The following is a 24933-nucleotide window of genomic DNA, read 5'->3' on the forward strand; positions in this document are numbered from 1 at the left end:
GATAACCAGACTCTGTCCATGTAAAGGATGACACTTTAACTTAGCTATGAAGACGACATCTTAATAATGGATAGACACTAATTATAGAGGCAAAGCTGACCTGGCCGTTATGAGCTAAGCTGACCTGGCCGCTTCGGGCTACCTGCTGAGGAACCTGTTATGGCGGCTTCTGGTGCGGAGTTTTTCACGATGAACGAAGTTAACCGGCTTAAAGTTATCCAGGACGTCGTCGACCGGCGGCTGACAACACATCTCGCAGCTGAGCGTCTTGGCATTTCCGACCGGCACTGTCGCCGCCTGCTCCAGCGCTACCGCGCAGGCGGCCCGTTGGGTATGGCCGATCGGCGGCGCGGTAAGCCCAGCAACTACCAGCTGCCTGCTGGCCTCGCTGAACGTGCGATTCAGATCATCCGCGAACGCTACGCTGATTTTGGCCCGACGCTCGCCTGCGAGAAGCTGGCCGAGCTGCACGGCGTGACGCTGTCTAAAGAGACTGTACGCAAGCTGATGATGTTGTCAGGCCTCTGGATCCCGCGCAGGCATCGCGCCCCTAAAATTCAGCAACCTCGCTACCGGCGCGCCTGCGTTGGCGAGCTGATACAGATTGACGGCTGCGATCACCGCTGGTTCGAGGAACGCGGCCCGGCCTGCACGTTGCTGGTCTACGTGGATGACGCGACCAGCCGCCTGATGCAGCTTCACTTCGTCCGCTCCGAGTCCACGTTCACCTACTTTGAAGCCACGCGCGGCTATCTTGAACAGCACGGCAAGCCGCTGGCATTTTACAGCGACAAGGCCAGCGTTTTCCGCATCAACAACAAAAATGCGGCTGGCGGCGACGGTCAGACGCAGTTCGGGCGTGCGATGAACGAGCTGAACATAACGGGCATCTGCGCCAACACCAGCTCTGCCAAGGGCCGCGTGGAGCGTGCGCATCTTACGTTGCAGGACCGGCTGGTTAAGGAACTCAGGTTGCGTGATATCAGTACGCCTGACGCGGCTAACGCCTTTGCCGCAGAGTTTATAGCGGACTACAACCGGCGTTTCGCGAAGGCACCGAGGCATGATTTTGACGTGCACCGTCCGCTCGATGCTGACGACAACCTGAACCAGATATTTACCTGGCGCGAACCGCGTAAGGTTTCGAAGGCGCTGACGGTCCGCTACGATAAAATGCTGTTGCTGCTTGAGGATAACGATGACAGCCGCCGCGCGATGGGAAAATATCTGGATGCCTGGCAGTACCCGGATGGCCGCGTTGAACTCAGAAGCAACGGCACTGTTCTTCCCTACTCTGCCTACGACCGGATGTCTGAAGTTGATCAGGGTGCGATCGTAGATAACAAGCGGCTTGGCCATGCGCTGGCCGTGGCTAAGCTGATGCAGGACAAACGTGATAACACGCGGTCTCAGGCACTTCCGGAAGGTCATGGACCAAGCCGCAGGATTGCGAAGAAAGATCCAGCTAAAAAGCGGCAACGTGCGGTTAATGAAGATGATTTGGTTGAAGCGCTGATTGATTTACAGTCTCGAAGTCATGATATATTTCCGCAGCATTCAGATGAATGCCTTGCCGTAATAACTCTGTATATTCTTGCGGGCCTCATGATATTCATAAGACGTCATTTCAATTTTATTTTCCGCTAAATCCTCAAAATAAACAGACATTGAGACCTGATGATCGCTGACGGTAAAGGGAATTGCACGAGACGACAGCGTTTTCATCAGCTCACTGAAATAACAAGGTTTAATAGTGAAGGCCACCGTATGCCCTGGAGACTGGTGCCGTCTTTCAAAAAGTGAAAGCGCCGCTTCATTATTCTTCAGAACTAAAGGTCCCCCCTGAGTAAACCAGAATAACAAGGACTCATCACGAACAAATCCCAGCACTTCTTTGTACCAGACCTCGGCCACTTCTAAATTATTCACATAGAGATGAACATGGTCAATTTTCATTACAGACACGGCTACCTCGCAGGCTGATTACCAGCGATAATAATTGTGGACTGCCACACATATTGCAAATGGCACAGCACTGAAAAAAACTTTATTTAACATAAATTCATTGAGCATCTACATTTTATATATTGGACATCTCAGTTTTGCCTGAACCCGGCCATCTCTGCTTAGCTTCAACACTAATTGTTACTCCAAAGCGCTAATGTCGTACGGGGGAGATGCGGATATTTTGTTGGACTGGTTATGTTGAGATCCTTAGATGCTGCCGGTACTTCACCGGGCTCATTGCACCTAATGAGATTTTAATACGCTCCTCGTTATACCAGCGTATGTACCTGTCCAGGAAGCACATAAAATTTTCCAGCGTTGCACCCGCCCAGTTTCTGCCGTAGTACATTTCATTTTTGATCCGCCCGAAGAAGCCTTCGCACGCTGCGTTATCAGATGAGCAACCTTTGCGCGACATGGACCTTATTAGTCCCGACGCGTTCCGATCGTCCAGCTCACCACTTTGCCGTCAAAGCAGTCAATAACTGGTGATAGATAGACTTTGCCTGCTGGGATCTGGAACTCGGTTATATCGGTCAGCCACTTTTCATTTGGCCTGCAGGATCGAAAATTTCTGGCGAGAAGATTTTCAGGTGCCGGACTGATTTCTCCGCAGTAAGAGCTGTAACGACGCCTTCCGGCTCGTTTAACAACAAGCTGCTCTTCAGTCATCAACCTGCGGACGACCTTCTCGGAGATATAAGTGTTATTTTCACGCAGCATCGCGTGCAGACGCCGGTAGCCGTAGCAACGGTAATTCCCGTCAAAGAGTTTTGTCATCGCCACGCGTATTTCAGCGTACTTATCGTGCCGACGCAGCTTTGCTTTGTGATAGAAATAGCAACTGCGCGCAAGTCGCAATGCATTAAGCAGCTCAGCTAAAGCATACATTTCCTTAAGGGCATCAACGACCTGGGTTTTCTCCCTGTTCTTCAGGGTCTGGAAGCTGATGCCCATGTCTTTTTTTATCAGTTCATTCGCTTTAGTCAGAATGTCACGTTCAAGCTGCAGCTGATGGACCTGCTGTTTGAGCCGTGCGACTTCTTCATGCAGTGCATCCTGGTTTTTATCCGGAGAGCCTGATTTACGTTTACGCATGGATTGATAAGCCTCATCGTCGATTAAGTCTTTCTTCCACTTGTACAGAACCGGAACGCTGACGCCTATATTTTGTGCAATTTTAAGAGCCGTTCCGCGCCGGTTGCATAGTGCGCGAACAGCCTGGGTTCTTTCATCCGGACTGAAGCATTTGTTGGTATTCGAGCGAATAATCAGCGGACGTCGTCCCGGATAAATCTCTGTGACCCAGCGTTTAAGCACTTCGCTGCTGGGATATCCGATGGCGCGGCAAGTGAAAGCCAGGCATCCACCATGCGTAAGATAATGCTCAACAGCGGCGACTTTCTGCGCATGCGTGTAGCGTTACCTTGGCCTTAATTCTCTCGGTAAATCACCCTTCTCTTCATAAATACGGACCCAGCGGCCGAGCTGTTTTATGGAAGGGTAACCTAATTCCCTGACTACTACGGACGCTTTTCTGCCATATCGATAATAGAGTTCAACAGCGCGAATCCGGTCCTCATAAGAATGCATAAATCATCTCCTGAAGGTCCAGGAAAACATCCGCACTCCCCTCTGGCTATATTGAGATGTCCGCTTTATCGTCCTTTTTCCAGGGCTACCTGCTGAGGATCCTGATATGGCGGCTTCTGGTGCGGAGTTTTTCACGATGAACGAAGTTAACCGGATCCACGTTTATCGCAGATTAGCTGTAGCAGCGTCATGCCGATATCAGCAATTAATTACTGCGTGCGCCACATGAGAAATGCGCCATAAGCACCAATCTTAGTTGAGTATTCTTGTGGAGCTCCATCCGCGATGACTTCGAGCACTTTACGCCCTGTTATCTCCGTTGAATAACATGTGTCGCTGAAGCCAAGGTAATGCGTGCCGTTATCTACATACGCTGTGACATATTGGTTTTGTTTTAGCATTGCGACCATCTTACCGTCGACTTCGATCATAAACTGGCAAGAACTGAGAATGCTCTCCCTAAACTGCTTCATCCTAAAAACTTTGATTTTGGTTTGTTTCTTGCTCGGATTGGGCGTGACAGCTTGATCGTTAATTATTGAAGTTGTCGGTCCGTAAGGTCTTGCACAACCGACCAAAGCAAAAATAGCTAATGTTAGCATTGCCTTTTTCATTATGTTCTCCATGAGTCATGCGTGTTTCGTAGCCAATAAGTTTTCGTTATCGGCATCAATCACATTCACATTAGATATTTATCATTACCCTTCGGTATTCCCTCCGAAAATTTAACTCCGACAGTCGATACGGGTTCTCACCATGATTGGACAGAGATTAGCCCTAAATTAATTTTGGTCATTAATCCAGTATTGAGCAGATATCAGGAATATTTGAGGGGTAAACTACGTCGTCAGTATTTCGCAATTCATTGAGATTCCACCAGTGATAGTTATCAATGACTGATTTTTCATATTCAGTCCACTCGTGGTTGTTTATATCTTCATCACCAATTTTAATTAAATAAAATCGCTCATTCGCCAGAACTACCTCACCGCTAGGGAGTGTCATTTCAAAAGTTCTCGTCGTTAACGACTGGCCCACATCGTTAACATAAATGCCGGTTTCTTCTCTGAGTTCTCGGATTGCTGCCTGCTCAAAAGTCTCTCCTGATTTCACGCCTCCACCAGGAGTCGCCCAGTATGTTCTACCCGCCAGCGCATCATTTTCATGCCTGAACCTGAATAATAAAACCTGGTTGTGGGAGTTGATAATAAGCAAGCGGGCTGAATCACGGGTACGCACTGGATAATTCCTTGATCACTCAAAATAAGAAAACTTGCTTACTTTCCCCAGTTAATCATCTCATCCAGACCGGAAAGCAACGATGGAAAATAACTTTGGTCGATTCCAAACGAATCTTTCACTGTCACACTTTCAGCTGGATTCTCTGGTCGAAGAGTCAATTCGATAGCAACAGATCCATAACGCATGTTTATAAAGTGAATCGTAAGCTGGTTTTCCATACTCTCAAAAAACACATTACTATGGTCGGTTCCATCACGTAAACATTGATACAGTGTATTGAGGGAATCCTTTAAATCGGCTAATTCTCCTATCTTGAAAGAAGCTTGAAATTGCGTTTTTAATGCAGGGAGTTGGTACTCAATATAGGTCCTGATCCAGTCATATTCTGGGGCTTCTGGCGTGATGTCCCGTTCGAAAGGTGAAAGCCTTAAAGTTCTTGCTCCGCTGACAATTTCAATCATCTTCAATTCCACGACTTATATAAAAAAGTGCTTCAGAGCGGCAGGCACACTTCACCCAGCATCAACCCGAAACATCTCAATCCGCTCTTCCAGCAACAATTGTTCGAAACCTTCCGGTGGTGTGATATCGGTAAAGAACGCATGCACAGAGCGTACGTTATTCACCGCAACGGCGGCAGAGGCGGAGAATTTTGTGTGATCGGCAATCAATAATGTTTGCCGCGCGTGAGACATCATGGTGCGCGCTACGGTGGCTTCATTGACATCAAATTCCAGCAGCGTGCCATCGTTGTCGATTGCGCCGATGCTGGTGATCAGATAATCCGCGCGAAAACCCTCGACGAAACTCACCGTATTCGGGCCGACAATGCCGCCATTGTGCGGTCGCAGCGTGCCGCCGGGTACCATCACCTCAAGATCGGGATTCTTATACAGAATGTCGGCAACACGCAGGCTATTAGTGATGATGCGCAGATCGTTGCGATAAACCAGCGCGCGCGCCACGGCTTCAACCGTAGTGCCAATGGTGATAAATACCGTACAGCGTTCAGGCAGAAAATCCGCGACGGCTTCTGCCATCAACTGTTTTTCACGCGTCAGTGACAACTCGCGCTGTTCGAAGGCGACATTCATCACGCTGGAAACGCGCCCTGCACCGCCGTGATGGCGTGTAATCAGTCCCTGTTCGCTCAGTTTGCGGATGTCGCGGCGCACGGTTTGCGTGGAAACATCCAGCAGTTGCGCCAGTTCTTCAATATTCATGTAGCCGCGTTCAGCAATCAGGCTGATTAACTGATCGTGGCGGGGATTGCCTGTCATCTCAATTGCGCTCATTGTCCCTCCGATCGCCATAATCGACAGATTTACTCAAACTGTGACAAAAATGTGCGGGTTTGTTGGCGGTCAGGAATACCTGCACGCCCGCCCGGTTGGGTGCATTTTAGCGCTGCAACGGCGCTGGCAAAGCGGATCGCGTCTAGTTTCGCTTGTCCTTCTGCCAATGCTAATGCCAGCGCACCATGAAATACATCGCCGGCGCCTGTGGTATCCACCACATCTGTCTTGAAGGCAGAAATATGACACAAACGATCATCCTCGCGCCACTTTATCCCATCACTGCCTTGTGTCACATAAACGATTCCTGGGGCGATGGCATCGGCAAACGCTAATCCCGCATCGGCAAACTCAGTCGCGGCGAAGCGTGCTAACCCCGGCGTTGAGAATACCGCATGAGTGCTTGACGCCACCAAATCGGTGATGTCCTGTGTCGTCACATCACCATCCAGCAAAGTTGGCACTCCAGCGCGCGCCGCCTGGCTAAACGCAGCGTGCGTACCTTGATGCCAGCGCACATCACCCAGCACCAAATCATATTGTGTGAAATCAATCGCCTTAAGCCAGTCGGCATCAGCGGGCAGATCTTTGCTGGGATAATTGACGATCATCCGTTCGCCCTGCTCGTCGACCAAAATAGTGGAATGCGTCGATTCGGCATTGACCACTTTGCGACAAAACTGTGTGTTAACTCCCCAGCTTTGCAACTCCGCTATCAAGGTTTCCCCCGCCGCGTCATCGCCAACACGACCGATAAAATCGACCTGCGCGCCCAGCCGCGCAATAGTCACCGCCGCTGTTGCCGCAGGCCCGCCGCCGCACTCTTGGTAGCGCTGTGCTTCATATTTGCCACCTTCATTAGGCAAACGCGGCAGGAAATAGAGACGGTCGAGAACAGCAATGCCAACACAGGCTATTTTGATCATTTTTGTCACCAAGTGATTAATGTTGTCGTTTAATGCGCATTGTAATGACATAAATGATCAAAAAAGTGATCCTCGTCCCGTTATGTTGCCTGAATTACAAATATGCTCAAAAACAGACAGAAATTGCCATTTCTAATCACGCCACACCAGGAGAATGTTATGTCCACCATCGGTTTTATTGGGCTGGGACAAATGGGTTACCCCATGGCCAGCAATCTGGTTAAGCACGGTCATACAGTGCGCGTTTTTGATCACTCTGAAAAGACGATTCAGCAGTTAGTCACACTCGGCGCGGTGGCGGCGCACAGTCCAGCCGATGCAGCACGTGATGCCGAATTTGTCATAACCATGCTGCCAAATGGCGACATCGTACGCGATGTTCTGCTGGGCAAAGATGGCGTATGCGAACAGCTTTCTCGCGATGCATTAATGGTCGATATGTCCACCATTCATCCACTGCAATGCGATGAATTAATTAGCGAATTAGCGCAACACGGCTTCAGCATGATGGATGCGCCGGTCGGCCGCACCTCTGATAACGCCAAAGATGGCACCTTACTGATTCTGGCGGGCGGCACAGCAGAGCAAGTTGAACGTGCTAAACCGGTACTGCTGTGCATGGGCAATGAGTTGATTGCCGCGGGCGGCCCTGGCATGGGGATTCGCGTCAAGCTGATCAACAACTATATGAGTATCGCGCTTAACGCGCTGTCGGCAGAAGCGGCGGTATTGTGCGAATCCCTCGGCCTAAGCCTTGATGTTGCCATCAAAGTGATGAGCGGCACCGCAGCGGGCAAAGGCCATTTCACCACCACCTGGCCAAACAAAGTGCTCAAAGGCGATCTCTCGCCGGCCTTTATGGTCGATCTGGCGCTCAAGGATCTGCGTATCGCGTTGGATGTCGCGCAACAAACTCAAGCGCCGCTGGAAATGGGTGCCAAGGCCGAAGTCTATTATCGCGCCGCCAGTGAACAAGGCCGTGGCCGCCAAGACTGGAGCGCCCTGCTTTCCCACGTTCGCCAGCTCGCTAATCGTCCCGATTCCCTTTAATCCTTAACTGTTTTGCCAGGAGAGATCTATGTCTAGCCAACCTGCTTTTACCCTTCAAGATATTGCCCGTCCAAACGGCGGTTTTGCCATGCTGGCGGTGGATCAGCGTGAAGCGATGCGTCTGATGTTTGCGGCTGCTGGCCAGCCTGCGCCGATTGACGATAGTGTATTAACCGAGTTCAAAGTGGCCGCCGCGCGCACCTTAACGCCTTATGCCTCGGCGGTTTTGGTCGATAAACAGTTCTGCCTGGATGAAATCGTCAAGCAACAAGCCGTTGCAGATAATTGCGGTTTGATTGTTGCCGCGGATAACTTCCTGCCAGGCAACGGCATTCCGGTCGATAGCGTTGAGATTGACCGCAATATCGATCCGCATGCGGTGCGAGCGATGGGTGGCCGCGCACTGAAACTGCTGGTGCTGTGGCGTGAAGATGAGCCTGCCGAACAGCGTCTGGCAATGGTGGCGGAGTTCAATCAGCTGTGTAGTAGCGCCGGACTGGTCAGCATCATTGAGCCAGTAGTCCGTCCACCGCGTCGTGGCTGGCACTTTGACCGTGAAGCAGCGATTGTGCAAGCCGCGGCGGAGCTGGGCGATACGGGGTCTGACTTGTACAAAGTTGAAATGCCACTGGGCGGCAAAGGTGACAAACAAGCGCTGCTCAGCGCCTGCCAACGTCTTAACGATCAGATGAACATGCCATGGGTGATTCTCTCTTCTGGCGTAGATGCCAACATCTTTGGCCGCGCGGTGAGCGTGGCGATGCAGGCCGGTGCTTCAGGTTTCCTTGCGGGTCGCGCGGTGTGGGCTTCGGTGATTGGCGCTCAAGATGCCAACACCATGTTGCGCGACGTGTCAGTGCCTCGCCTGCAACGTCTGGCCGAAATTGTTGATGAAGGCATTGCTCAACGCTAATTCGCGTCCAGCATCATGGAGAACAATATGCAGATTACTCAGGTTGTTTTTTCCGATATTAACCAGGTTCAAACCGAAACGGTTGAGCAAGACTGGCGTGAGTTAAGTCCATCTGAAGTGCGCATTGCACCAGCGTTCTTTGGCATCTGTGGTTCTGACCTGCACGTGTTACAGGGTCACCATCCGTTTGCCAAACCACCGTTGGTGCCGGGGCATGAAATTGCCGCGCGCGTGCTGGAAGTGGGCAGCGCCGTGACCGGCATTAACGTCGGCGATCACGTGGTGGTCGATCCGATCATGGCGTGTATGGAATGCCGCGCCTGCAAAGCCGGACAGTTTAACCACTGCGAACCGCCGCAGGTGGCAGGTTTCCGCGCACCGGGTTTTGCCCGTTCACAGCACATTGTCCCAGCGCGCAATTGCCATGTCGCTCCGGCATCGTTGCCGCTGCAAACCCTGGCGTTTGCCGAACCGGCAGCCTGCGCGCGTCACTGCGTTAGCCGTATGCCACAAACCTCGCTGGAACAGGTTCTGGTGATTGGCGCGGGCACGATTGGTCTGTCGATTGTGCAGGCGTTGCGCATTATGGGTGCCGGCGATGTCACGGTGGTTGAACCGGATGGCGCCAAACGCAAGCTGGCGGTCAAATTGGGCGCAGCGCGTGCCTTCGCACCGGGCGAGTTACCCGCAGAGATGCGCTTTAGCGGCGTAATCGATGTGGTCGCCGCGCAGGCCACACTCAACGAAGCCTTCCAGCGGGTTTACGCAGGCGGCACGGTGATGTGCATGGGCGTACCCGGCGGCCCGCGCGAGATTCCGTTGCCGATGATGCAACGTTTCGAGCGTGACCTGCTCAGTTCAGGCATGTACATCCCGGAAGATTTCGATGAGGTGATCGCCTGGCTGGCCGATGGCCGTTTCGATACCCGCGAATTGATCAGCGATCTGTTCCCGGTAAGCGAAGCCGACCAAGCCTTTGTGCGGGCGCAACAAAATGACTCCATCAAAGTCTTGCTTCAGTTCGCAGACGCCTAACAACAATCAATATCCGTGGGGCATGTAATGCCCCTGATTGATAACAAAGAAAAAGGATAACGTGATGGCGCAGATTATCTCTCCAACCCCCTACACTATTCGCCGCCCGCAGGATGTCATTGACATTGTTAATGAAAATTCGGCGGTGCGTGCCAACACCTGGATTGTCTTTATCGCGCTGGGCGGCATCTTGATTGATGCTTACCAGGCGGCGATGGTCGGTTTTGGCAACAAATATATCGCCATGCAATTTGGTATCTCGCCGGGGCTCGCGGCCACCGTCAACGCATCGGTGCTGATCGCTGCGTTGATTGGCGGTTTGCTGGCGAACCGGGTGATCAACCGTTTTGGTCAGCGCAAAGCCTTTCTCATCGGCATGGCGCTGTGCACCCTCGGTGCCGCCGCTGTCGCCATCGCCCCGAATATCTGGTGGGTGCTGGTTTGCCGCATCGTAATGGGCTTTGGCCTTGGCATTGATTTCCCGCTCGCCACCAACGCGGTTGCCGAGTTGCGCGGATCGAAATCAAAGAAAACCGGCACCTCGGTCAACCTGTGGCAAATGGCGTGGTATGTCTCAACTACCGTGGTTTATTTGGTGCTGTTGCCGTTGTTATTTTCCGGCGTTGAGGAAGCGCAACTGTGGCGCTACGGCATCTTTATTGGCGCGCTGTTTGCGGTGCTGATCATGGTGCTGCGCTATGTGTTTATCGGCGAATCTGCAATGTGGGCGGCGCGCGCCGGACATTACGATCAAGCCTGTAAGATTCTGCGTAACCGCTACAACGTGCATGCCAGCGTGGCGCCAGAAACACCGGCACAGCGAAACCAGGAAACAGAAAACACCGTGCAAGCCGGCTATGGCGTGCTTTTCAACGCACGTTATCGCCGCCGCACGCTGCTGGGCTGTATTGTTGCGACCATGCAAGCCTGGCAATACAACGCGGTCGGCGTGTATCTGCCGCTGACGTTGGCCGGTATTCTCAGTGGCGGATTAAGCGGCGCGTTAACCGGTTCGGCCATTGTTAACGCCGCTTGCGGCATTACCGGTGGATTGATTGGTTCGCTGCTGTTGCAACGCTTCGGCACGCGTCGTCAGTCGATGTATGGCTTTGCGGTGGTGGCGCTGGCGCTGCTGGCGTTAGGTGCGCTGGCAACCACCAATCCGTGGCTGTCGCTCGGCTTGCTCGGCACCATTATTTTCTTCCACTCAGCGGGACCGGGCGGATTAGGCATGACCATTGCCACGTTGTCATATCCGCCAAGCATTCGCCCTTCTGGCGTCGGTTTTGCACGTGCGATTATGCGCACTGGCGCGATTGCCGGGCTGATCTTCTGGCCAATGCTGTGGGGCGCACTGAAAACGGACGCGTTTTACTGGATGGCGCTGGTGCCGTTCATTGGTTTCCTGACCTGTTTGTTGATCAAATGGGAACCGTTGGGTGCCAACGTTGATGCCGAAGATGCCGAAGTTCTCAATAGTCTAAAAAGATAAAAACCAGGCGTCGGCACGCACCGACGCCGTCTTACCGTACCCTGCTGCGGGCGTTCCCGCAGCTTTCTCACATCTGGAGAGGAAGCGTTATGTCTGACTCTGCATCATCTACGCAACACGGCCTGCGCGGAAAACCGATGCGCCGTGTGGTCATGGGCAGCTTTGCGGGTGCGCTGCTGGAATGGTATGACTTCTTTATTTTCGGCACCGCCGCCGGACTGATTTTCGCCCCGTTGTTTTTCCCGGAAAGCGCGCCGAATACCGGCATCATTGCAGCGTTTGCCACCTTCGGCGTGGGTTTCTTCGCCCGACCACTCGGCGGCATGGTGTTTGGTCACTTTGGTGACAAAATTGGCCGTAAAGTGACGCTGATTTGGACGCTAATTATCGTTGGCACCTCAACCTTTTTGATTGGTTGCATTCCCAGTTGGCATAGCATTGGCATCTGGGCACCGATCATTCTGATGGTGCTGCGCTTGATTCAGGGCTTTGGCCTCGGTGGCGAATACGGTGGTGCGGCGCTGATGACCATTGAATCCGCACCGCCAACCCGGCGCGGATTTTTTGGTTCGCTGCCGCAAGCCGCAGCATCGGTGGGATTGATGCTGGCTACCGGCGTGTTTGCGCTCTGCACCCATTTGCTGACGCCTGAGCAATTCATGTCCTGGGGCTGGCGCATTCCGTTTTGGTTATCTGCCGTGATGCTGATCGTCGGGCTGTTTATCCGCCTGCATACCGATGAAACGCTGGATTTCCAACGCAACCGTCCGCAGCTCGATACGAAGAAAACGCCGTTGCCGATCGTGACCTTGTTCCGCGAACATCCGCGCACCATTTGGCTGGCGTTTGGTGCGCGTTTGGCAGAAAGCGTGTCGTCTAACGTGATCAATGCTTTTGGTATCGTCTATGTTTCAACTCAGTTGATGCTGTCGCGCGATGTGCCGCTGACTGGCATGATGGTGGCCTCGGCGGTGGGCATTGTGTCTTGCCCGCTGATGGGCTGGTTGTCGGATCGTATTGGGCAACGGCGCGTTTATCTGATCAGCGCCGGATTCTGCGTCATCTACGCCCTACCGTTCTTTATGCTGTTGAATACGCAGGACGCATTCATCATCACGCTCAGCATGGTGCTCGGTTATAACCTTGGCCCAACCATGATGTTCGCGGTGCAACCGACGCTGTTTGCCAGTTTATTTGGTACGCACGTGCGTTACACCGGATTGTCATTTGCCTATCAGTTTTCATCGATTCTCGGCGGCATGAGCCCGTTTATTGCCGCGACATTGTTGTTGCTCGGCAACGGCAAGCCGTGGTTGGTGGGGATGTTTATGATGCTGGTGTCGCTGATTTCATTTGTCTGCGTATGGAAGATTAACGCAACGGTGAAGCAGGTGAGAAAGCACGGCGTGTCAGAATGCGTTTCACCGTAGGATGCGCATTTATGCGCGTCGTGTTGAAAAAGTGGTCGCCATAAATGGCGACCCTACGATTGTTTATGGGATCAACAATATCTTGGCCGCCGAAACCTGCTGCGACTCCAAATCGGCAAACGCCTGTCCTCCTTCACTTAACGGGCGGGTTTCAACCCAGGCAAGATCGCCCAACGCGCCCTGTTCCAGCATCGCCAACGTCAGGCAAAAATCGTCCATGTTGTAGGTATAAGTGCCCAATAGCGTGATCTCGCCCAAGGTGATTTTGCGCATATCGATTTCACTGGCCCACGCTTGCAAACCAATATGCATAATCACGCCACCCGGTTTCACCGCCTGAATCGCCGATTGTCGCGTAGGTGCGGCGCCAACCGCATCAATCACCACTTGATAGCTGGATTCGTCGAGCGTGGTTGTCAGCGGATTAATGCTGATGCAACCGGTATGGCGCTCCGCTGCTTGCGCGCGCAAGGCATTGGTTTCCGCCAGCGTGATGTGGCGACATCCCCAAGCCCGCAGCACTAAGACCGTTAACATGCCGATCGCACCGCCGCCGATCACCAACGCCCGCGTTTCTGCCAGCGGCTGCGTCAGTGCTCGCTGGGTTAAGCGCATCGCGTGCACCACGGTGGCAGCTGGCTCAGTCAGAGCCGCGTGATTCACCGAAATTCCCGTTGGCAGCGGCACCACCGATCGAGCTGGGATCACCATGTATTCAGCAAACGCACCCGGCCAATCCATGCCTACCATGTGACGATCGCTGCACAAATTATCGCGTCCCTGGCGGCAATATTCGCAAGCTCCACAGGTAATCAGCGGATTGGCGGTAACGCGATCGCCCGGCTTGAAGCGTGGCGACTGGCTTTCGACAATTTCCCCGGCCAACTCATGCCCCAGCACCAAACCTGGTTGACGGCGCGGATCCTGGCCGTGAAACGCGTGCATATCCGAACCACAAATCCCGGCTGCGCCAATACGAATCACCACCTGATCACTTCCGGTTTTTAGCTGCGGATAAGGACGCTCCTCAATGGCCATCTCATACGGACGGCTATACACCAGCGTTTTCATAATTCCTCACTTAATCAGCACAGAACCGTTAACCGGTATGCGGCCAGCGCCATGCGTTTGTCGCCACAGATACACGGCGCAAGCGGCACTTGTCAGGCCGATAACCAGCACATAAGCGCAGATCAGCCACGGACGTCCGCCCAACATATCGGAGAAAATGGTCGCCAGCACCGGCGTCAAGCCACCGGCAAACACGCCGGAAATCTGGTAAGCGAACGAGATACCGGTATAGCGAACGGAAGCGTCAAAGCACTCTGAATACACCGAGGAGAGCGTGCCAAACACCGCGGCATGGAAGATGCCGAACGGAATGACAATCGCCGTCCAGACAATCCAGATGTTGTCGGGATGGTTATGCATCAAAGCAAACGACGGAAACGCTGACAGCGCCGAAAGCGTTGCGCCCATGGCGAAGATGCGCGCACGTCCGTAGCGGTCTGCCATGTATCCCCAGAACGGAATAAAGAAGCTCATGACAAATGCGCTGGCGAGAATTGCCACAATTGCCTGATCGCGCGGAATATTGAGTGTTTGCGTCAGGTAGGTGAGCGAAAACACGCCGAAGATATTAAAGAACACGCCATCGATTAAACGCATGCCCATGCAGGTGAACACCAGCTTGGTGTGTTTACGGAACAGTTCTACCAACGGAATGCGTTTCGGCGCATGTTTCTGCGCTTCCTGGGCTTTGAGGAAGTCCTCGGTTTCCGCCACATTTTTACGGATATAAGTGCCGATAATCACGAATACGCCACTGAGCAGGAACGGCACGCGCCAGCCCCACGACATAAACGCTTCATCAGGCAGCAGGAACGAGGCCAAACCAATCGCACCGGCCGCCAGCAATAAGCCCAGCGACATACCGACCTGCGGAATACTGGCGAAGAAGGCGCGATGTTTTTCCGGCGCGGATTCAAAGGTCATCAGCACCGCGCCGCCCCATTCGCCACCGAGTCCAATGCCTTGAATCAAGCGACAGAGAATCAGCAGACAAGGTGCCCACAAACCAATCTGGTGATAACTGGGTATCAGGCCGATAAACACCGTCGCACCGCCCATGATCACTAACGTCAGGATCAGCATCTTTTTGCGCCCCAGCGTATCGCCGAAATGACCAAAAATGATCGCGCCTAACGGTCGGGTTAGAAAGCCAATCGCAAACACGCCATAAGAAAGCAGCGTGGTGATAAAGGGATCGCCTTCCGGGAAGTACAGTTTGTTGAACACCATTCCAGCGACGGTGCCGTACAGGAAAAAGTCATACCATTCGATAGTCGAACCGAACAGGCTCGACAGCGTGACGCGTCGCAAGTTGCCGGCAGCAGGTTTTTGCATGATGTATTCCTCTGCGATCAGATAGCGCTATAGCCACCATCAATCATTAAGGTTTGCCCGGTGATATAGGCGCTGGCGTTGCTGGCAAGCAGCAAAGTCGCGCCCTGTAAGTCGTGCATTTCGCCGTTGCGCCCTAAACAGGTGCGGTCGGCGTGACGATCACGTAGTTGCGGATCGTTGAACACCGGCCCGGTTAACGCGGTGGGGAAAAAGCCGGGGCCGATGGCGTTGCAGGTAATGCCGTCGCGCCCCCAGCGTTGGGCGATGGCGCGCGTTAATTGCACAATGCCGCCTTTACCGGCGCCATACGGCGCGCTGTTATCAAATGCGCGTTGCGATTGCAGCGAGGCGATGTTGATGATTCGACCCCAGCCGCGCTGCGCCATCGCCGGTGCCAGCGCCTGCGTCAGGAAAAATGGCGCTTTCAGATGCAGCGCCAACTGCTGATCCCACGCCGCTTCAGTAACCTCGTCAAACGGCTGCCGCAGATTGACGCCGGCCGCATTGATCAGAATGTCGACAGCGCGACATTCAGCGGCTAACGCCTGCAATTCAGCCTGTTGAGCGATATCCGCGCATAAATAACGCGCAACGCCGCCCTGTTGCGTTAGTTGCCCTACCGCCTCAATCAAAGGCGCTTCACGACGCGCCGCCAGAATTACCTGCGCACCGGCAGCGGCCAGCGTTTGCGCCATGGCAAAACCGATGCCACTGCCGCCGCCGGTGATCAGCGCGGTTTTACCGCTTAAATCAAATAACGTTGCGGGATGCATAGCGTTCTCCTCAGCGCGTAACCGGTGATCCAAGCTGGAAACTCTGCCCAGCGAAGTATTTTTCCAGTCGCACCTCAGCGGTCCGCGCGTGGGCTTCCATCCCTTCCATGCGCGAAATACGTGCGGTGGTTTGCGCAATCTGCGGCACCGCATCGCGTGACATCTGTTGCCAGGTGAGGGTTTTCAGGAATTTGTGCACCGATAATCCGCCGGAATAGCGCGCGGCACCTTTGGTTGGCAGTACATGATTGGGGCCGCTACATTTGTCGCCAAACGCCACCGTGGTCTCTTCGCCAAGGAACAGCGAGCCGTAGCAACTGAGGTTATCGCGCCACCAGTCCAAATCCGCTGCATGTACTTCCAGATGTTCAGAGGCATAACGATCAGAAATCTCAACCATCTCTTCGCGGCTGTCGCAAACAATCACTTCGCCGTAATCACGCCAGGCGCAACTCGCCGCATCGCGCGCCACTGGCGGCAGTTGATCAATCAATTGCGGCACTTTTTGCATCACTTGTTCAGCCAACTCGCGCGAATTGGTGAATAACCACGCCGGCGATTCGTGGCCGTGTTCAGCCTGGCCAACTAAATCGCTGGCGACGATATCCGCATCGGCATGTTCATCCGCAATCACCGCCACTTCAGATGGCCCGGCAAACACATCAATCCCGACCTGGCCGAACAAGGTACGTTTGGCTTCGGCAACAAATTTATTACCCGGCCCAACCACTACATCAGCGGCTTTGCCGGTAAACAATCCCCACGCCATGCTGGCAATCGCCTGCACTCCGCCCAACGTCATAATGGTGTGAGCGCCAGCGCGATGAAACGCGTAAAGCACGCAGGGATGAATGCTCTGCCCCAAATACGGGCCGGAACAGGCGATGATGTTCTTCACTCCCGCCGCGCGAGCCGTGGCAACACCCATATACGCCGAGGCGATGTGCGCATATCGTCCGGCTGGCGCGTAGCAACCGACGGTAGAAACCGGCAGTACTTTTTGCCCGGCGACTAATCCGGATGGCAGCGTGATTGCAAAATCTTGTACCGATTGGCGTTGCGCACAGGCAAAGGCATAAACCTGATCGATGGCGTAATCGATATCGCGACGGACATCGGCCGGAACCTCACGAATTTGCGTGGCGATCTGTTCCGGCGAAAGAATGATGTCGCCAGTCCAGCTATCGAGTTTTTGAGCGTAATGGCGCACCGCCGCTTCGCCCTGATCTTTAATGGTGGCAAGCATCTCTTCAACTACCTGCCGCGCCTCTGCCGTATTGGAATCCGGCGTTTTAATCGCTTTTTTTAACCAGCTTACAGACATACGTCACTCCAGAAGTAAGGGATGGGATTCCTGTGTCATATACATGACTATCGTTATCTATAGTGAGCGGCGGGTGTAACTGCAAAAGCAATGTGAACAAAAAGTGATCAGGATCGTATTCGATATGCAGAATTACTAGGGCGATCACATTTTGATTACCTCCAGATAATCCTTATAAATTAAACCATTATCCCTCATCGTTTTTAGTGATTAGCCGTTTCATCCTTTAATTTGCGCGCTTTGCCATGACGATCGTGAAGCGGATCGCAAAACCATCTGCGCATATCAAATAATTTTTGCCATCTGCATTTATCTATCATATGTCATATATATGAGTTCAATTGTTGAACGATAAGCGGAGGCAGTGATGAGTATTGATTTTGTCGTACACGATGACGGCGACTCAGTGGGAGTCGTGGTGGTGGAAGGAATTGAAGCTGGCCAAACCCTCACCGGCTGGATCATGGATCAGAACAAAACCATTGAATTTGCAGTGAAAGATGCCATTCCGATTGGCCACAAACTGGCAATCCGCGATCTGAATGTGAATGACACCGTGATCAAATACGGTCAAGACATTGGTCGCGTGGTAGCAGCAATCAAGCAAGGCGAGCATCTGCACGTACATAACGTTAAAACGAAAAGGTGGTAACAATGGAAATCAACGGACGCAAATTTGCTGGCTATCGTCGTGAAAATGGCCGAGTCGGTATTCGTAACCACGTGATTGTGCTGCCAGTGGATGATATCTCCAATGCCGCCGCCGAAGCGGTTGCCAACAACATTAAAGGCACCATCGCCCTGCCACATCCGTATGGACGTTTGCAGTTCGGTGAAGATCTGGAGCTGCATTTCCGCACGCTGATTGGCACCGGCTGCAATCCGAATGTCGCGGCGGTGATCGTGATTGGCATCGAGCCCGGCTGGACGCAACGCGTGGTCGACGGCATCAAAGCCACTGGCAAGCCAGTTGCCGGTTTCTGGATAGAACAAAACGGCGATCACAACACTATCTGCGCAGCCTCACGTAAAGCACGTGAATTCTCGCAATATGCCTCTGAGTTGCAACGTGAAAGCTGTGATATCAGCGAGTTGTGGGTTTCTACCAAATGCGGCGAATCGGATACCACCTCCGGTTGCGGCGCCAATCCTTCGGTTGGCAATTTGTTTGACCGCCTGTATGAAAACGGCAACACCCTGTTGTTCGGCGAAACCTCAGAACTGACCGGCGGCGAACATTTGGTGGCGGCACGCTGCGCTAACGATGATGTGCGCCAGAAGTTCCAATTTATGTTTGATCGCTACAGCGCGATGATCGACCGCTGGAAAACCAGCGATCTCTCGGAGTCGCAACCGACCAAAGGCAACATCGAAGGTGGCCTGACTACCATCGAAGAAAAAGCGTTGGGTAATATCCAGAAGATCGGCAAAAAATGCCGGGTTGATGGCGTGCTGGATAAAGCGGAAATGCCAAGCGGTCCGGGATTATGGTTTATGGATTCCTCATCCGCGGCGGCTGAAATGGTCACGCTGTGCGCGGCGGGCGGTTATGTCGCACACTTCTTCCCAACCGGACAAGGCAACGTTATCGGCAACCCGATTTTGCCGGTGATCAAAGTCTGCGCCAATCCACGTACCGTGCGTACCATGTCAGAACACATTGATGTGGATGTTTCCGCCGTGCTGCGCCGCGAAATGAATTTGGATGGTGCCGGTGACGCGCTGCTGGAATCTCTATTGCGCACCGCCAATGGCCGACTGACTGCCGCCGAAGCGCTGGGTCATCGCGAGTTCGTGCTGACGCGTATTTTTGAAAGTGCTTGAGTTGGTGCCCGCTGCTTGCGGCGGGCGTTTTTTCATCCCTGATAAATTCCTGAACAAATCCCACTTCAAAGCTGATTAAAATAAGCATGATGCCGCGTCATCACGGTTGATACGCGGTACTCTACCGGTTTGTCCTGAAAATCGCGGGCGATGCGATGAATCCGCAGCAGCGCTTCGCCTTCTGTTGCTTCAAGATGCAGCACTTCATCTGGCCCAGCATTGATGGCTTTGATCTGCTCATGCGCATTGGCGACAGTGCAAGCGTATTTCTGTTGATACAGCTGATAAAGTGTATTCGGCAGAATTTCGGGATCGCGATCCAGGCCAGCGAAGCGCGCGGCGTCAACGTAAACGTGCTCCAAAATCGCCGGTGCACCATCCAAATCGCGTACTCGCCAAATGTGAATCACTTTACTGCCCGGCGCGATATCCAGCGCGTTCGCCTCTTCTGCCGAGGCGGAACGTAGATGACGTGCCAATACGCGTGAAAGCGGTAATGAACGCTCGCCGCTGTCACGCAATACATTGAAAAAGCGAAACAGTGCGCTATCGGAATCATGTGCCGCCACCACCGTACCTTTACCCTGATAACGGATTACCACGTTGTTGCTGACCAATTCATTCAACGCCTTGCGCAAGGTGCCGATGCTGACGTTATAGGTTTCCGCCAGACTGGCTTCGCTGGGAATGTAGGTTCCCGCTGGCCATTCGCCTGAAGCAATGCGTTCCAACAATAGCTGACTGATTTGCAGATAGAGCGGCTGAAAGATCGCAGACTTCACTTCCGCAGATGCAGAGATTTCAGAATTCATATTTCACTCCTGCAACAAACACCCAGAAAAAACTGCCTGAAGATTACTATGACATATAGAGGAGTGGCGAGCCTGTCTGCTGGGTAAAATGCTGGATTCGCATCACTCTTTTCTAGGTTTTGTGAGTTGCCTCGCGAAATATCCCAAGTAGAGCTGAAGATGCAGTATGAACAGCCGAGATAGACGAACAGAACGATTTATATTTATCTTATTGATTATAATTAGTTAAATTGCGAATCCATAACCGGCAGCATGTTGGTTAACTGATATTCCGATTAAGCATAACGTTATAATGAATTTTTCTTTATAAGGCGGGTGCGGCACTCTTAATCCTATACAGGAGGAGAATCGCATGGCTGACATTTCAATTTCTCGCTATCACCACGATGTAAAACGTTACATTCCTGGCGTATTGCTTACCGCCGCTATTGCCTTCGTGACCGCGTGGTTGGGCAATCAGCCCGCCATGATGGGGCTGGGTTTGGGCGCCCTGACGCTGGCGATCATCGCGGGTATCGTGATTGGCAACACGCTGTATCCGGGGATTCAGCAGCACTGCGATGAAGGCGTGCAGTTCGCTAAACAGAAGTTGCTGCGTCTCGGCATCATCCTTTACGGTTTCCGCCTGACATTTCAGCAAGTAATGGATGTCGGCCTCAGCGGGGTGATCATCGATGTGATTATGCTGAGTAGCACTTTCGCCCTTGCCTGCGTTTTAGGCGCACGGTTGTTGAAGCTTGATCGTCAAACCGCGTGGCTGATTGGCGCGGGCAGCAGCATTTGCGGTGCCGCCGCCGTACTGGCGACTGCGCCGGTGGTTAAAGCAGAATCGTCGAAAGTGTCGGTTGCCGTCGCCACCGTGGTGATCTTCGGTACGCTCGGCATCTTTTTATATCCGATCATTTGGCATGAGCTGGCACCAATGATTCCGGGCGTTTCACTCAGTCAATTCGGCGTTTATACCGGCTCAACCATGCATGAAGTAGCGCAAGTGGTAGCGGCAGGACATGCTGTTAGTCCAGAAACCGAAAGTGCAGCGGTAATTGCGAAGATGCTGCGCGTGATGATGCTGGCGCCGTTTTTGTTGCTGCTCAGCATGATGATTAGCCGTCGCAGCGATGCATCAGGCAGCGCCAAACAAGCCATCGTTTTCCCGTGGTTTGCGCTGTGGTTCATTGTGGTGGCGATTTTTAACTCGTTCCACTGGCTGCCTGCGTCTGCCGTTGCTGCCATCAACCTTTTCGACAACGTGATTCTGGCGATGGCAATGGCGGCATTAGGGTTGAGCACTCGCATCAGCCAACTCGCCAGCACCGGCGTGCGCCCATTCTTGCTAGGGTTGATATTGTTCGTGTGGTTAATTGTTGGTGGCGCAGCCGTGAATTTAGCGGTGAACCATCTATTCAACTAAACCAGTGTTAACGCGCCTGCCGATATCCCGCAACTGCGAGTATTTTTCCAGCAGTTGCGGGCCATCGTCGAGGCTCATCGCAAACATCCACATGTAAGTCATCACCGAATAAATATGACCGGCATCGGAAACCCCGTACCAGGACATGGTGAGAATAGTCATCGCGAACAGCAATGCTGCAACCGTACCAATAATCAGATATCCCGCCGCTTCGCGGTCCGAAAGCCCAATGCGCAGGCGCGCCAATACGCCATAATGCTTGGTGAGTGAAAACGGCGATGCGCTGCTGACAAACGCCACCTCTTTTTCCAGCCGATCGTTGAGACGTCGGAACAGCGCTTCGTTCTTGCGCATAAAACCGGGCAAGAAAATGCCAAAGGCGATCAAAATTCCCACGCACGCCATGCCGGTCCAAAACTCGATGATTAACAGCATCACCGCCGCGCCGGTAATTGAAGCCACCGAAGTGATCAGCAGCGGCAGATGTTGCTCGAAGAAATCGACAAACTCACGCGAAAGCGCCACGCGTGCGGCGACGGTGGAATGACTGTGATTTTCTTTGCGCTGCGCGACGATCACCGGCACCGCCAATTCTGCATAAATGCGTGCAAAGGTGCGTGTATCCACACTGCGGCGTGCTGCGCCAATCACCCACATCACGAATACCATTACTGCATATAAAACCGCGTGCAGCGCTTGGCCAGACATAATGGCATTGATGGCAAACCCGGCCAGCAGCGGGTAAAGCAGATAGGTCAGGTTCTCGGCGATGACCAACAAAAATGTTAACGCGAGCTTTTTTCTGTGGCGATAGCCCAGCTGTTTCAGCGTGATTAAAGCGGAATGTGGCGGAATTGCCACGCCAATATTTGAAGTTTCCATTATCTTTTGTTCTGTTAAAATTGGATTTTGAGCGGTTGCTCAAACTCGGCGAGTGTATTTGAGCACTTGCTCAAAGTCAACGCGAGAGAATGGATGAAAGAATCAAAAGAGATTTTACGAGCAAAGATCCTCGACGCGGCCATCGTGCTGTTTATCGAGAAAGGCATTGATAAAACCAGCACGCGCGATCTTACCGAACACGTCGGCATTTCGCGCAGCCATATCTATCACTACTTCAGCGATTGGCAGGCGCTGTGTATTGAGGCGTTGGAACGCTTCATCCATCGTGAACTGGAAGAGTTTGAGCAGCAGACCCAAGCGCTCTCTTCGCGCGATCAGCTTAATGCGTTAATCGTGAGCTTTTTGCCGGAAGCCGCTGACGCATCATGGCAGTTGTATGGTTCGCTGTGGCAACAAGCGGCACATGATGATGCTTACGCGGATTTAGCCGTGTTAGTCACACAGAAATGGATTGCCGTGATTGCGGGAATTATTGAACAAGGTATTAAAAACGGCACGTTTAAGGAAACGGATACCGCACGCGCCGCGCGTCAATTGGGTGCAATGCTGAACGGTTATGCCGATTTGTTGATTATTCGCCCTGCGCCCGAAGAGTGCCGAATTGCATTGGCGGACATCGAACATTTTGTCAGTTTGATTTTGTAAGTAAGGTCGCCATTGCTGGCGACCGAATGACCAGAATTACAGCTGCTCACCATTGCTGGCAATCACCTGCTTATACCAATCGAAACTCTTCTTTTTACTGCGCGCAAAGTTGCCGGTTTCATCATCATTGCGATCGACATAAATGAAGCCGTAACGTTTGCTGTACTGTCCGGTGCCAAACGACACGCAATCCAGACATCCCCACGGCGTGAAGCCCATCAAATCGACACCATCTTCCAGCACCGCTTTCTTCATCTGCGCAATGTGCTCGCTTAAATAGCGGATGCGATAGTCATCATTGATCTCGCCGTTGGCTTCCACCTTATCCACCGCGCCAAAACCGTTTTCAACAATGAACAACGGTTTCTGATAGCGTTCATACAGCGCATTGAGCGTATAGCGCAGCCCAACCGGATCGATCTGCCAACCCCAATCCGACGCCTGCACGTGCGGGTTTTTACGACTGCCAGGGAAAGCTTCTAACGCGGTTCCTGCGGTTTGCGTCGCCGTGGCGTATTCCACCGCATTACTCATGTAGTAGCTGAAGCCGAGGTAATCGGTGCAACCTTCGCGCAGAATTTGCTCATCGCCTGGCTGCATTTCGATATTGAATCCACGGCGTTGCCACTCTTTTTTGATGTAGGACGGATACGCGCCGCGCATGTGTACATCACCGAACAGATAGCGTTCCTGCATGGCTTTTTGCGCATACATCACATCATCCGGATGGCATGACCACGGATAGAGCGGCACCATCGCCAACATGCAGCCAATTTTGAAGTCAGGATTGATTTGGTGTCCCAGCTTCACCACCCGTGCACTGGCAACAAATTGGTGATGCAGCACCTGGTACATCACCTCTTCCGGCTTCTCATGATCGGTAAAGATCACCCCGGAATTGCTGTAGCCGTACAGCGGTTTACGCCAGTTACGCTGGTTATTGATCTCGTTGAACGTCATCCAGTATTTAACTTTGTGTTTGTAGCGTTTCAGCACCACTTCGCTATAGCGCACAAACAGATCGATCAACTCACGATTGAGCCAGCCGCCATATTGCTTCACCAGATGCAGCGGCATTTCAAAGTGCGACAGCGTAATCACCGGTTCGATGCCGTGTTTGAGCAACTCATCAAACATATCATCGTAAAACTTCAAGCCTGCTTCGTTGGGCGTCAGTTCATCACCCTTCGGGAAGATACGCGTCCACGCAATCGAAGTCCGGAAGCATTTAAAACCCATCTCGGCGAACAGCGCGATGTCGTCTTTATAATGGTGATAAAAGTCGGTGGCTTGATGATTCGGATAATGTTTGCCGGGAATGATGCCATCGGTGATTTCACGATCAACGCCATGCGCGCCGCCGGTCAGCACATCAACAATGCTTGGCCCCTTGCCACCTTCGTTCCAGCCGCCTTCAACCTGATGCGCTGCAACCGCGCCACCCCATAAAAAATCTGCTGGTAATTTGTCAGACATAATCTTTCCTTTTACCTCAATTTAACGTTTCTCTTGGCGTTATTGCCCATGACTTTTACGCAGTCCCTGCACTTCACGATGCAGATAAATCAGTTCTTCCACTAAGTCACGGCACAACATGGCGTTCATTAGATGATCTTGTGCATGTACCAGGATGAGATTGACCGGCACTTTGCCGCAGCCTTCATCGGCACCAATCAACTGCGTCTGGATTTTGTGCGCTTCTCGGGCTGCGCGTTGTGCGTCTTGCAACAAGGCATCGGCGGCGGCCCAATCTTGCTTTCTCGCTTCCTGTAGCGCCTGCATTGCTGCTGAGCGTGCTTCACCGGCGTGGATGATCAGCTCCATCACCGTGGTTTCCATCTCCAGAACCTCA

The 24933-nt window shown here is 52.7% G+C and carries 23 protein-coding genes and 2 pseudogenes; 10 read left to right on the top strand and 15 right to left on the bottom strand.

Annotated features, from left to right (window positions below; genetic code table 11):
* Positions 1 to 159: 159 nt before the first annotated feature.
* Positions 160 to 1560, top strand: a pseudogene (locus tag ABDW13_RS14485) (ISNCY family transposase); the annotation flags it as partial.
* Here ABDW13_RS14485 and ABDW13_RS14490 read toward each other — a convergent pair.
* The 7 genes and pseudogenes from ABDW13_RS14490 to ABDW13_RS14520 all read right to left on the bottom strand — a co-directional run bounded on the left by ABDW13_RS14490 (position 1558) and on the right by ABDW13_RS14520 (position 7063).
* Positions 1558 to 1956, bottom strand: a complete 399-nt coding sequence (locus tag ABDW13_RS14490) for a VOC family protein (RefSeq protein ID WP_343553264.1) — start codon at positions 1954 to 1956, stop codon at positions 1558 to 1560. The pseudogene ABDW13_RS14485 and the gene ABDW13_RS14490 sit on opposite strands and share 3 nt — an antisense overlap.
* 244 nt (positions 1957 to 2200) lie before the next feature.
* Positions 2201 to 3600: pseudogene (locus ABDW13_RS14495) on the bottom strand (IS3 family transposase).
* Positions 3601 to 3809: 209 nt separating this feature from the next.
* A complete protein-coding gene (locus tag ABDW13_RS14500) occupies positions 3810 to 4214 on the bottom strand; it encodes a hypothetical protein (protein WP_343553265.1) in 405 nt (134 codons plus the stop codon).
* Between the two features lie 181 nt (positions 4215 to 4395).
* Positions 4396 to 4839, bottom strand: coding sequence for an NUDIX domain-containing protein (locus ABDW13_RS14505; RefSeq protein WP_343553266.1), 444 nt, complete (start codon positions 4837 to 4839; stop codon positions 4396 to 4398).
* A 38-nt stretch (positions 4840 to 4877) separates the two neighbouring features.
* A complete protein-coding gene (locus ABDW13_RS14510; protein WP_343553267.1) occupies positions 4878 to 5303 on the bottom strand; it encodes a hypothetical protein in 426 nt (141 codons plus the stop codon).
* Positions 5304 to 5354: 51 nt separating this feature from the next.
* Positions 5355 to 6137, bottom strand: coding sequence for a DeoR/GlpR family DNA-binding transcription regulator (locus ABDW13_RS14515; RefSeq protein ID WP_343553268.1), 783 nt, complete (start codon positions 6135 to 6137; stop codon positions 5355 to 5357).
* Positions 6138 to 6166: 29 nt separating this feature from the next.
* Positions 6167 to 7063, bottom strand: coding sequence for a sugar kinase (locus ABDW13_RS14520; protein ID WP_343553269.1), 897 nt, complete (start codon positions 7061 to 7063; stop codon positions 6167 to 6169).
* Positions 7064 to 7222: 159 nt separating this feature from the next.
* Between ABDW13_RS14520 and yihU the strand changes: the two genes are divergently transcribed.
* The 5 genes from yihU to ABDW13_RS14545 all read left to right on the top strand — a co-directional run bounded on the left by yihU (position 7223) and on the right by ABDW13_RS14545 (position 12983).
* Positions 7223 to 8113, top strand: coding sequence for a sulfolactaldehyde 3-reductase (gene yihU, locus ABDW13_RS14525; RefSeq protein WP_343553270.1), 891 nt, complete (start codon positions 7223 to 7225; stop codon positions 8111 to 8113).
* Positions 8114 to 8141: 28 nt separating this feature from the next.
* Positions 8142 to 9026 carry an aldolase gene (locus ABDW13_RS14530; RefSeq protein ID WP_343553271.1) on the top strand — a complete coding sequence of 295 codons (885 nt, stop codon included), beginning with the start codon at positions 8142 to 8144 and terminating at the stop codon, positions 9024 to 9026.
* A gap of 27 nt (positions 9027 to 9053) precedes the next feature.
* Positions 9054 to 10061, top strand: a complete 1008-nt coding sequence (locus ABDW13_RS14535) for an alcohol dehydrogenase catalytic domain-containing protein (RefSeq protein WP_343553272.1) — start codon at positions 9054 to 9056, stop codon at positions 10059 to 10061.
* Between the two features lie 64 nt (positions 10062 to 10125).
* Complete coding sequence (locus ABDW13_RS14540; RefSeq protein ID WP_343553273.1) at positions 10126 to 11553, top strand: MFS transporter; 1428 nt, start codon at positions 10126 to 10128, stop codon at positions 11551 to 11553.
* 89 nt (positions 11554 to 11642) lie between these two features.
* Positions 11643 to 12983, top strand: coding sequence for an MFS transporter (locus ABDW13_RS14545; protein WP_343553274.1), 1341 nt, complete (start codon positions 11643 to 11645; stop codon positions 12981 to 12983).
* Positions 12984 to 13046: 63 nt separating this feature from the next.
* Here the strand turns inward: ABDW13_RS14545 and ABDW13_RS14550 are convergent, their stop codons facing one another.
* Genes ABDW13_RS14550 through hisD form a run of 4 tightly spaced genes read right to left on the bottom strand, consistent with a single transcriptional unit; the run spans position 13047 to position 17486 of the window.
* Positions 13047 to 14054, bottom strand: a complete 1008-nt coding sequence (locus tag ABDW13_RS14550) for an alcohol dehydrogenase catalytic domain-containing protein (RefSeq protein WP_343553275.1) — start codon at positions 14052 to 14054, stop codon at positions 13047 to 13049.
* Positions 14055 to 14060: 6 nt separating this feature from the next.
* On the bottom strand, positions 14061 to 15389 hold the full coding sequence (locus ABDW13_RS14555) for an MFS transporter (protein ID WP_343553276.1): 1329 nt from the start codon (positions 15387 to 15389) through the stop codon (positions 14061 to 14063).
* A gap of 17 nt (positions 15390 to 15406) precedes the next feature.
* On the bottom strand, positions 15407 to 16162 hold the full coding sequence (locus tag ABDW13_RS14560) for an SDR family oxidoreductase (protein WP_343553277.1): 756 nt from the start codon (positions 16160 to 16162) through the stop codon (positions 15407 to 15409).
* Positions 16163 to 16172: 10 nt separating this feature from the next.
* Positions 16173 to 17486, bottom strand: a complete 1314-nt coding sequence (gene hisD, locus ABDW13_RS14565; protein ID WP_343553278.1) for a histidinol dehydrogenase — start codon at positions 17484 to 17486, stop codon at positions 16173 to 16175.
* 367 nt (positions 17487 to 17853) lie between these two features.
* Between hisD and ABDW13_RS14570 the strand changes: the two genes are divergently transcribed.
* Positions 17854 to 18138 (top strand): UxaA family hydrolase, encoded by a 285-nt coding sequence (locus ABDW13_RS14570; RefSeq protein WP_343553279.1) that lies wholly within the window; start codon positions 17854 to 17856, stop codon positions 18136 to 18138.
* A 2-nt stretch (positions 18139 to 18140) separates the two neighbouring features.
* The gene (locus ABDW13_RS14575) at positions 18141 to 19310 is read left to right on the top strand and encodes a UxaA family hydrolase (protein ID WP_343553280.1); all 1170 of its coding nucleotides are present in this window, start codon (positions 18141 to 18143) and stop codon (positions 19308 to 19310) included.
* 65 nt (positions 19311 to 19375) lie between these two features.
* Here the strand turns inward: ABDW13_RS14575 and ABDW13_RS14580 are convergent, their stop codons facing one another.
* Positions 19376 to 20122 (bottom strand): GntR family transcriptional regulator, encoded by a 747-nt coding sequence (locus ABDW13_RS14580; RefSeq protein ID WP_343553281.1) that lies wholly within the window; start codon positions 20120 to 20122, stop codon positions 19376 to 19378.
* 352 nt (positions 20123 to 20474) lie between these two features.
* Between ABDW13_RS14580 and ABDW13_RS14585 the strand changes: the two genes are divergently transcribed.
* Positions 20475 to 21533, top strand: a complete 1059-nt coding sequence (locus ABDW13_RS14585) for a YeiH family protein (RefSeq protein WP_343553282.1) — start codon at positions 20475 to 20477, stop codon at positions 21531 to 21533.
* On the opposite strand, the gene ABDW13_RS14590 is transcribed toward ABDW13_RS14585, so the two are convergent.
* On the bottom strand, positions 21522 to 22415 hold the full coding sequence (locus ABDW13_RS14590; protein ID WP_343553283.1) for an ABC transporter six-transmembrane domain-containing protein: 894 nt from the start codon (positions 22413 to 22415) through the stop codon (positions 21522 to 21524). The genes ABDW13_RS14585 and ABDW13_RS14590 overlap by 12 nt on opposite strands.
* 93 nt (positions 22416 to 22508) lie before the next feature.
* On the opposite strand from ABDW13_RS14590, the gene ABDW13_RS14595 reads away from it, so the two are divergent.
* Positions 22509 to 23081 carry a TetR/AcrR family transcriptional regulator gene (locus ABDW13_RS14595; protein ID WP_343553284.1) on the top strand — a complete coding sequence of 191 codons (573 nt, stop codon included), beginning with the start codon at positions 22509 to 22511 and terminating at the stop codon, positions 23079 to 23081.
* A 36-nt stretch (positions 23082 to 23117) separates the two neighbouring features.
* Here the strand turns inward: ABDW13_RS14595 and ABDW13_RS14600 are convergent, their stop codons facing one another.
* On the bottom strand, positions 23118 to 24557 hold the full coding sequence (locus ABDW13_RS14600) for a 6-phospho-beta-glucosidase (RefSeq protein WP_343553285.1): 1440 nt from the start codon (positions 24555 to 24557) through the stop codon (positions 23118 to 23120).
* 39 nt (positions 24558 to 24596) lie between these two features.
* Positions 24597 to 24926: a PTS lactose/cellobiose transporter subunit IIA gene (locus tag ABDW13_RS14605; RefSeq protein ID WP_343553312.1), complete on the bottom strand. Its 330-nt coding sequence runs from the start codon at positions 24924 to 24926 to the stop codon at positions 24597 to 24599.
* Positions 24927 to 24933: the final 7 nt, after the last annotated feature.

Source organism: Pantoea sp., assembly GCF_039594315.1.
In the GTDB taxonomy this organism is placed as follows: domain Bacteria; phylum Pseudomonadota; class Gammaproteobacteria; order Enterobacterales; family Enterobacteriaceae; genus Pantoea.

What these genes read in the sequence shown, in the direction of transcription:
- ABDW13_RS14590 (WP_343553283.1), bottom strand. Translation starts at nt 22,415, where the DNA reads ATGGAAACTTCAAATATTGGCGTGGCAATTCCGCCACATTCCGCTTTA.
- ABDW13_RS14545 (WP_343553274.1), top strand. Translation starts at nt 11,643, where the DNA reads ATGTCTGACTCTGCATCATCTACGCAACACGGCCTGCGCGGAAAACCG.
- ABDW13_RS14490 (WP_343553264.1), bottom strand. Translation starts at nt 1,956, where the DNA reads ATGAAAATTGACCATGTTCATCTCTATGTGAATAATTTAGAAGTGGCC.
- ABDW13_RS14570 (WP_343553279.1), top strand. Translation starts at nt 17,854, where the DNA reads ATGAGTATTGATTTTGTCGTACACGATGACGGCGACTCAGTGGGAGTC.
- ABDW13_RS14500 (WP_343553265.1), bottom strand. Translation starts at nt 4,214, where the DNA reads ATGAAAAAGGCAATGCTAACATTAGCTATTTTTGCTTTGGTCGGTTGT.
- ABDW13_RS14580 (WP_343553281.1), bottom strand. Translation starts at nt 20,122, where the DNA reads ATGAATTCTGAAATCTCTGCATCTGCGGAAGTGAAGTCTGCGATCTTT.
- ABDW13_RS14595 (WP_343553284.1), top strand. Translation starts at nt 22,509, where the DNA reads ATGAAAGAATCAAAAGAGATTTTACGAGCAAAGATCCTCGACGCGGCC.
- ABDW13_RS14535 (WP_343553272.1), top strand. Translation starts at nt 9,054, where the DNA reads ATGCAGATTACTCAGGTTGTTTTTTCCGATATTAACCAGGTTCAAACC.
- ABDW13_RS14515 (WP_343553268.1), bottom strand. Translation starts at nt 6,137, where the DNA reads ATGAGCGCAATTGAGATGACAGGCAATCCCCGCCACGATCAGTTAATC.
- hisD (WP_343553278.1), bottom strand. Translation starts at nt 17,486, where the DNA reads ATGTCTGTAAGCTGGTTAAAAAAAGCGATTAAAACGCCGGATTCCAAT.
- yihU (WP_343553270.1), top strand. Translation starts at nt 7,223, where the DNA reads ATGTCCACCATCGGTTTTATTGGGCTGGGACAAATGGGTTACCCCATG.
- ABDW13_RS14540 (WP_343553273.1), top strand. Translation starts at nt 10,126, where the DNA reads ATGGCGCAGATTATCTCTCCAACCCCCTACACTATTCGCCGCCCGCAG.
- ABDW13_RS14600 (WP_343553285.1), bottom strand. Translation starts at nt 24,557, where the DNA reads ATGTCTGACAAATTACCAGCAGATTTTTTATGGGGTGGCGCGGTTGCA.
- ABDW13_RS14550 (WP_343553275.1), bottom strand. Translation starts at nt 14,054, where the DNA reads ATGAAAACGCTGGTGTATAGCCGTCCGTATGAGATGGCCATTGAGGAG.
- ABDW13_RS14585 (WP_343553282.1), top strand. Translation starts at nt 20,475, where the DNA reads ATGGCTGACATTTCAATTTCTCGCTATCACCACGATGTAAAACGTTAC.
- ABDW13_RS14510 (WP_343553267.1), bottom strand. Translation starts at nt 5,303, where the DNA reads ATGATTGAAATTGTCAGCGGAGCAAGAACTTTAAGGCTTTCACCTTTC.
- ABDW13_RS14575 (WP_343553280.1), top strand. Translation starts at nt 18,141, where the DNA reads ATGGAAATCAACGGACGCAAATTTGCTGGCTATCGTCGTGAAAATGGC.
- ABDW13_RS14520 (WP_343553269.1), bottom strand. Translation starts at nt 7,063, where the DNA reads ATGATCAAAATAGCCTGTGTTGGCATTGCTGTTCTCGACCGTCTCTAT.
- ABDW13_RS14530 (WP_343553271.1), top strand. Translation starts at nt 8,142, where the DNA reads ATGTCTAGCCAACCTGCTTTTACCCTTCAAGATATTGCCCGTCCAAAC.
- ABDW13_RS14560 (WP_343553277.1), bottom strand. Translation starts at nt 16,162, where the DNA reads ATGCATCCCGCAACGTTATTTGATTTAAGCGGTAAAACCGCGCTGATC.
- ABDW13_RS14555 (WP_343553276.1), bottom strand. Translation starts at nt 15,389, where the DNA reads ATGCAAAAACCTGCTGCCGGCAACTTGCGACGCGTCACGCTGTCGAGC.